Below are 2,076 nucleotides of genomic sequence, written 5' to 3'. Positions count from 1 at the left end.
AGAGGCAGCCTCCGAAGGTTCGCCGACAGATTAATGGTAAAGCTGAATCATATCCGCATCAAATAAAGCTTCTGTACACGACAAAAGCCCGCTCCGAGAGCGGGCTTTTTTCAACTTATTTCCACCAGTCATCAAACATAGACGCCGGAACCTGGCGTTTATGTTCAGTCATGCTGTAGCGTTTTTCCAGCGCTTCTGATACTTTCGCTGATACTTCTTTTCCTTCGAGGTAATCGTCAATCTCGTCGTAGGAAATGCCAAGCTCTGTTTCATCCGACTGCTGCGGTTTTTCGTCGAGCAGATCGGCAGTCGGTTCTTTTAAGTATAAGCGTTCCGGTGCACCCAGCTCTTTCAGCAGGGTTCTTCCCTGGCGCTTCGTCAAGCCTGTCAGCGGCAGGAGGTCTGCTCCGCCGTCACCGTACTTCGTAAAGAAACCAGTCACTGCTTCAGCAGCATGGTCTGTTCCTAACACAAGAAGACCTTCCTGGCCGCCGATCGCGTATTGCGCGATCATTCTTGTTCTTGCTTTTACGTTTCCTTTATTAAAGTCCGTCAGCTGATCGCCTGTTTCCTGCTGATACTGTTCAGAAAAAGCGCTGACTGTCGATTTAATATCAAACTTCCATGATTTATCCGGCTTAATAAACTTCAAAGCAAGCTGGGCATCGTCTTCATCCTGCTGTGTGCCATGCGGAAGACGGACCGCGATAAATTGAGCGTCTCCGCCCTCCTCGCGAATGCTCTCCACCGCAAGCTGAGCGAGTCTTCCCGCAAGTGTTGAATCCTGGCCCCCGCTGATTCCCAATACAAAGCCTTTAGCACCGGTTTTCTTTACATATTGTTTTAAAAAATTGACTCGGTCCTCAATTTCTTGCTTTGGATCAATTGAGGGCTTCACATGTAACTCACGCATAATCTTTTCCTGCATGCTCATCCCAATCATTCCTCCTGTACATTTTCACTTATTACTGATCATTTCCCCAAATCAATGAAAATGAATCATGACTGTTATGTATCCCTATTAAATATAGCACAGGTCTTCATTCACAGTGAACAAGAGAGATCAGCTGACTTCAACCCGTATGGATGTCACACTGTCGCCATTGCATTTCCCTTTTTCAATCGGGCAGGAAGAAAACGCGACAATTAAATCCATCTCCGCCCTGAGCCTTACATAATCTCCGGCATTCGAAAGCGGTGTTTCCACAGACAGATTCCCTTTCTCATCAAGGACAGTATTCATAAAAATCGCAAATGGGTAATGCATGTGGGGCTTCGGTACGCCAAACTGCTCAAGCGCACGGTTCATATTGTCATAGCACGTATCCTGAAACTCATCCTTTTGCTTCCCATATAAGAGCCTGTTCATATCAGGACGGCAGGCGGGCAGCAGCAGATCATGCTTGCCGACCGTATCTTCAATCAGGGTTAACATCGGCTTATACAGGTTGGAGTAGAGATGGTCGTTGACCTTCACATGAATGGAGTGATTGGCGTCTATCGTCGCTCCCTGATCAAGGTGTTCATAAAAATCCTTGGCATGGTATACGACAAAATCAGCCACCTGCTGCCCTTCTACATCAACCACCTTTAAAATCTGACCCTTTTTCAGCTTCAGCCCAAGCCTTTTTTCGGCTCCACAATATATTGCTGTGTCATTGGTTTGCTCCTTTTTTCATTAGTATGAGCGTCCGCTTCCTTCTCCATGTAAAAAGAGGCAAAAATCCGATGTATATAAGCTTCGGACAGATCACAATCTAACCTTAGATAAAAGGGGTTGAATAAATAATGAGCCAAACAAAAAAAGACCAGCCAAAAGGGAATCTGGCTTGGTGGCAGCAGTCACTGATCGGAGTCGGCTGCACGATTTGAACAGGCTTCTTTCTCGGTTCCAGCATCGCAATTGTAAAAAGCGGTTTTTCCGTTCTCCTTTCATTTCTGATCGCAGGGATCGGTACGTATTTTGTCTTTGAACAGCTCGCCAAGCTATCGGCGAAGCAGCCGGAAAAGGGCTCGTTTTGTGCGTATGCCCGAAAAGCATTCGGCAAATGGGCAGGCTTCAGCAACGGCTGGGTG

The 2,076-nt window shown here is 46.7% G+C and carries 1 protein-coding gene and 3 pseudogenes; 2 read left to right on the top strand and 2 right to left on the bottom strand.

Translation table 11 applies throughout. The features are described 5' to 3' along the window. Positions 1-66, top strand: a pseudogene (locus tag ACWHAR_RS20155) (tunicamycin resistance protein); the annotation flags it as partial. 49 nt (positions 67-115) lie between these two features. Here ACWHAR_RS20155 and nadE read toward each other — a convergent pair. Both nadE and ACWHAR_RS20145 read right to left on the bottom strand, forming a co-directional pair. Further along, complete coding sequence (nadE, locus tag ACWHAR_RS20150; RefSeq protein WP_019712417.1) at positions 116-934, bottom strand: ammonia-dependent NAD(+) synthetase; 819 nt, start codon at positions 932-934, stop codon at positions 116-118. A gap of 129 nt (positions 935-1,063) precedes the next feature. Beyond that, positions 1,064-1,659: pseudogene (locus ACWHAR_RS20145) on the bottom strand (DUF1989 domain-containing protein). 129 nt (positions 1,660-1,788) lie between these two features. Between ACWHAR_RS20145 and ACWHAR_RS20140 the strand changes: the two are divergent. Beyond that, positions 1,789-2,076 (top strand): annotated as a pseudogene (locus ACWHAR_RS20140) (amino acid permease); the annotation flags it as partial.

It is taken from the genome of Bacillus sp. LR--39 (assembly GCF_053613335.1).
The sequence above is the reverse complement of the archived record's forward strand: the minus strand, read 5'-3'. Positions and strand labels throughout refer to the sequence as shown.

Bases quoted from the DNA above. Each gene is read 5' to 3' on its own strand.
- nadE (WP_019712417.1), bottom strand. From the start codon at position 934: ATGAGCATGCAGGAAAAGATTATGCGTGAGTTACATGTGAAGCCCTCA.